This is a genomic window from Fusibacter sp. (genome assembly GCF_057447755.1).
This window is the reverse complement of sequence record NZ_JBVBZF010000250.1, coordinates 1-5,402: the sequence shown is the minus strand read 5'-3', so window position 1 is coordinate 5,402 and position 5,402 is coordinate 1. Positions and strand designations below refer to the sequence as shown.

Annotated in this window: 4 protein-coding genes; all 4 read right to left on the bottom strand. The window is 39.7% G+C overall.

Annotated features, from left to right (window positions below):
• Positions 1 to 139: 139 nt before the first annotated feature.
• Complete coding sequence (locus AC220I_RS17740; RefSeq protein WP_486725201.1) at positions 140 to 1,045, bottom strand: glycyl-radical enzyme activating protein; 906 nt, start codon at positions 1,043 to 1,045, stop codon at positions 140 to 142.
• Between the two features lie 12 nt (positions 1,046 to 1,057).
• A complete protein-coding gene (locus tag AC220I_RS17735; RefSeq protein ID WP_486725200.1) occupies positions 1,058 to 3,427 on the bottom strand; it encodes a glycyl radical protein in 2,370 nt (789 codons plus the stop codon).
• A gap of 324 nt (positions 3,428 to 3,751) precedes the next feature.
• Positions 3,752 to 4,300, bottom strand: a complete 549-nt coding sequence (locus tag AC220I_RS17730) for a helix-turn-helix domain-containing protein (RefSeq protein ID WP_486725199.1) — start codon at positions 4,298 to 4,300, stop codon at positions 3,752 to 3,754.
• Between the two features lie 76 nt (positions 4,301 to 4,376).
• On the bottom strand, positions 4,377 to 5,402 hold a 1,026-nt coding region (locus AC220I_RS17725), incomplete at its 5' end, for a prenyltransferase/squalene oxidase repeat-containing protein (protein ID WP_486725198.1).

Below are 5,402 nucleotides of genomic sequence, written 5' to 3'. Positions count from 1 at the left end.
CCCTCTCATTTAACCACCCTTTACAAGTTAACCACTCTTGTTTTGAGCTGGATGAGAATTCATCGTATAAAAAAAGAACTGGTGAAATCACCAGCCCATTCTGTCCTGCCCCATTACTTAATGAGGCTAAACGATTCAATTATTTATAACTTACGAGACGAATTCCCTCAAATGTGATTGTCTTTATTATCGTTTCCATCGTCTCTGGCTTGGGTGCCAATAAATTCTCCTTTGGAACTGGTATCCCAAGGGCTTGATACTTTTCATTTCCAAAGGCATGATAGGGCAACAATTCAATCATAGGATCATCAAAATTCTTTTTTACAAACCGGGCTGTACTTTTAATATTTTCAAGATTCGTGTTAAACCCATCGATTAATGGCATTCTGATGACAACAGGAATTTTTAGTGCCTTCATTTTCTGGATGTTATTTAAAATTTTTTGGTTGCCCACCCCCGTATGAACGAGATGTAAATAGTCGTCCATATGCTTAATGTCTACGAAAATCAAATCCATTTTTTTTAAAATTGGCTCTACTTTTTCATATTGAAAATAACCACAGGTTTCTATACTCATGGATATACCGCGATCATAGAGGGCATCTGTAAGGGCTTTTAAGACAGGGAGTTGAGATGTGGCTTCACCGCCTGAGAAAGTTACACCACCCCCTGAGTACTTATAAAAGAGTTCTTGTCGCTCTATATGTGTCAATATTTCAGAAACATCATATTGAAACACAAGGGACTTTCGACTACCAGTTTGACAGGCCCCCACACAGGCACCACATGTATTGCACTTTAAGCGCTCTCGTTCATCGTTAAAATGCATCCCGACGCCGTTGGGACAGACTTTTACGCATGCGCCACACTCAATACAAAGGGATTCATAGAATGCAATTTTTAGGCCACTTGTAAGACCTTCAGGGTTAGCACACCATTCACAGGTCAAAGGGCAGCCCGCGAAGAACACTGTAGTTCTTATACCGTCACCATCATTAACTGAAAAATTTTGTAATGCCATAAAGTAGCCCTTTAAAGCGTCCATAATCACATCTCCTTAATAGGTTTCATGAGCCGTTCTTGCGATAATCGCATCCTGCATGGATTTGGATAAATTGACGAATTGAGTGCTGTAGCCTGCAACTCTTACCAATAAATCACGGTATTCCTCAGGCTTCTTCTGAGCCTTTATTAGTGTTTCCGTTGAGATTGTATTGAACTGAATATGAAATCCTCCAAGGGCAAAAAATGTTTGAATCATTGCCCCCAAGTTGCTTTGCCCCCTTTTGGTATTCACCAAGTCCTCATTGAGTCTCAGATTGAGAAGAGTTCCGCCAGAATGAACATCCTGATTAATTTTTGCAGCAGACCTCATGGCGCTAAGGGGGGTCGATCTATCTGATCCTGCCACTGGAGAAACCCCTTCTGATAAAGGCTCTTTGGCTTTTCTGCCGCATGGCGTTGCGCCAAGAACTTTTCCGGTTGGTAAATAGTTTGAAATCCCCATAAATGCCGTGGTAAAAGGATTTCCGTTGATGTCCAAATACTGATGGCTCGTTTTATAATAATAATTTGCAAGCTCTCTAGCAATATCATCTACGTAATCAATGTCGTTACCATATTTGGGTACATTAAGCGCCATGTGTCTTAAGGCTTCATGTCCTTCCCAATTTGCCGCCATTGCCTCAAGTAAAGCCGCCATTGAAACGCGTTTCTCTTCAAACACAAGTTTCTTGATCACAGCAAGCGAGTTGGCTGTCACTGCTAAGCCAATCCCTGTTAAAACTGGTCCTACGTTGTATTTAGCACCACAATCTACAAGATCCTTACCATTTTCAAGACAGGCTTCTATACACGATGATAAAAAGGGTCTTGGTACCATCTCCTTGTGGAGTTTTTGCGCTAAAAGGGTGGCAATAACAGATTGCTCAATCAAGTAATCAAATTGCTTTTTAAAGGCCTTTTCCACAGCTTCATAGGTTTCGAAAGTACTTGCATCTCTTTCGATTAGGCCAATTTGTGTGTTTAAGAGCCTACTCTTCCCTCCGTTTAAAGCAAACTCAAGGGCCGCTGTGAAGTTGACATTGACAGCAGATGTCCATTCACTGGTTTTTCTAAAATGAGGGACGACACATCCACAATTATTCCAATCTCTTGCATCCTCTGGTTCATAACCCGCATTAATTAGCATTTGATATCCCAATGCGTCATTATGAATGGCAGGAAATCCAGTACCTTTACTAACCAGGTCTGTTACAGCATCCAAGAATGATTTTGGTGCATCCTGATGAAGTCTTACGCTAAGTCCGGGTTGGTGTGTTTTTACGCTTTCAGTGGCTTTTAAGCACATAAAGGTAAGGTCATTTGTGGCATCCTTACCCTCTCTGGTTTTTCCACCTAGGGTTAAGTTTTGAAATTGGTTATAGCCTGCAAAGAACTCTGCTGTATTGGCAGAGATTGTCCAAACCCATTCAGATAACTTTAACCAATAAGACTCGATGAGCTCTTGGATTTCATCTTTCGTCATGATATTATGCTCAATATCATGCTTGTAATATGGATACATAAATTGATCAAAACGCCCTGGATTAAGTGCCAGGGGATTTTCAGAAATTATACCACCAAGCTGAGTAAACCAAATAAACTGAATTGCTTCGTAAAATGTCTCAGGGGGCTGTTTTGGAATTTTAAGACAAATTTCTGCTATCTTCTCAAGTTCTTTGCGTCTTACAGGAGATTTTTCTGAGAGCGCCATTTCGCTTGCCTTCTCAGAGTATCGCTCTGCCAATCGAATAATGCCCTGTGAAGTTAAAATGATAGATTGATAGAATTCAATTTTTTTAATGGCTTCATTGGAGGTCTTTGAGAATTTCTTCACTTGTTCATTAGCATGGGCTAAGATCCCTCCAAATCCTTTTTTAAACAAAACATCTTCATAATCAGGTGTAATCTCACCAACAGCTTGACGCCATTTTGAATCATTATCCACAAAACCAGTGTCTACCACCACTTTTGCTGTCTCTTCTGGTAGCTGGGCAAGGAATGCCTCTTCCAAGGACTTACCCTTCCAATAGGGGAATATATGGTCTCTGACATACTCACACTGGTCCTTGGTGATAAGATACGGATCTTGAACTCTTTGATCAAACGTATCCATTTCACGATCTACCCAGGTCCAAGAGAACTCAGGCGTGAGAATGCCACATTTTCGATGTTCGCCAGTTGACCCTACGATGAGTTCACCTTCAAAAATAGTGACAGGCAGCTCATTACACGTGTCTCGAAAGGCCTTTGCACGTCGAATAGGCACAGATTGACCCTCTGTTCTCATATGAGACTCTGTCCAAATTCTTGCGCGTTCATAAGATATGGCAGGTTTTGTACGGATGTACTCCTGTCTGGTTTTTTCAATGCGTTCTGAAAGCATGGTCTATTCCTCCTATTGAATTATGTTTTGTTATATTTTATACGTTATAACGTCCTACGCTTTTAAAGAAAAATCGAGACAAATCTCTCGATCATGGAAAGGCGCTACTTTTTCTCTAATAAAAAGGTCATATATAGCATGACTGGTTTTTTCCAACTGAAACTATCTTTATCCTGAGAAGCTTGGATGCTATCGTGTAAAACGTGTGTATTCTAGAGTCTGAAAGGTGTGTATTATGCAGTCTGAAAGGTGTATTATACAGTCTGGAAGGTGTATATTCTAGAGCCTGAAACACGTGTATCCTATTTACATGGTTCTGAGCATCTAATATTTAATAATACTCTGAAGTATAACCTCATCTTCATGTGGATTAGAATAAGTATGTTCAACATTTGCCTTAAACTTCAATGCAGACGGAGCTTTCAGCTCAAAGGTCTGGTTCTCCACCGTAAGGACCAGGGTCCCCTTGGTCACTACAATATACTCTTCAGTGGAGTTGAAGTGAGGTGGTGATGTATGCCTAGCACCTGGCAAGAGTTTAATATAAAAGTATTCAAAACCCGTCATGGGATCAAAGGGAAAGACATCATATAAAATCATCAATTCCTCTGATTCATAGACTGGTTTTATGGCATCAATATCAATTTTCTTGTAATCAGAATCAGAATGTCCAATGAGGTCTGAAAAAGCAATTCTCAAGCCCGCTGAAATTTTCCAAAGAGTAGAAATGGTTGGATTGGATTCACCTCTTTCAATCTGTCCAATCATGGCTTTACTCACACCTGTTAGCTTTGAAGTTTCCTCAAGTGTCAATCCGCGTTCGAACCTGACCTTTTTAAGAACTGTGCTTATATTATTGCTTGGATCAGTCATATTACAAAACCTCTTTCTGTGCGTTATAGCATTTATATTTTTAATATAACATTTGTTCTCGAACTTGTCGATGTTTTTATCCCAATTTATTCAATACATTTATTGACTTTAAAGTAATCCATTTAGAAGGCTCGTTTTTGACTTCTATATCGATGTGCATTTTCCCATTAAAGGAGTTTTCAAGAATCCATCTTCCATCTTCATTTCTTTTTTGAATCAAAAGCGCCCTTGCTTCATCCATTCGTGGATCTTCTATGCCAAGGTCAGTCAAGATTGACATGATTTCAAGTATGTCTGTTTGGTACATCAAGGGAAAACCCAGCTTCTTCCAACCTGGCTTTGAGACCCGGTTTAGATTATGGCTCTGCTTGTAAATGTGATGCATCAACAAAAATTCTGCGAGGGTATTGATCTTATTATTGATGGCATCTGTTCTTTGCTCAATCGGGATGACGCTAAAGGCCTTAAGGGTTTTAACAAGGCCCATAAAGCAGGTATGACTCCCGAAACAAATTTCATGGTACCTGATCTCTTGCTTTTCAACCTTACTTGTATCACTGTCATTGGCCTTCTCACCGTCATTGGCGTTTTGATGGTCCAAGAGCCAATTTATGCTATCTTGTACTTTAACATGATCTAAATAGCCAAATTTGATAAGAGCCCATACCATATTTGCTGTCAAACAAGGTACAATTTCACTTGTGAGACCCCTGTTTTCTTTTTTGCTTCGCTTCATTGCAAATGCACCCTTTTCACCTGTATGAGCATTTAATAAAATAAATTCACAGGCTTTTTTTATCTTTTCATTGTCCCCACTAGCACCGAGTTCTGCCAAGATCATGAGTTGCCAAACAGTCCCCTTGTATTTAGCAGTATAGAACTTGTCAGCCTCTGTCCAGTAGCCGTCATCATGCTCTAGTGACAATATTTCTGGAACAATGCCTTGGGTCATAATTGCCTTCTTAGCTTCTACAAGCATCTTGTCTTTTGGCTCTAATTTTAGAATATCTCTAAGTGTAAAATAACGGACAGATGGATTATTTTTTTCGAGTAACCAATCTAGGGTTTTGTCATCTAGGAGGTTAGTATTAATAGGTTTAGT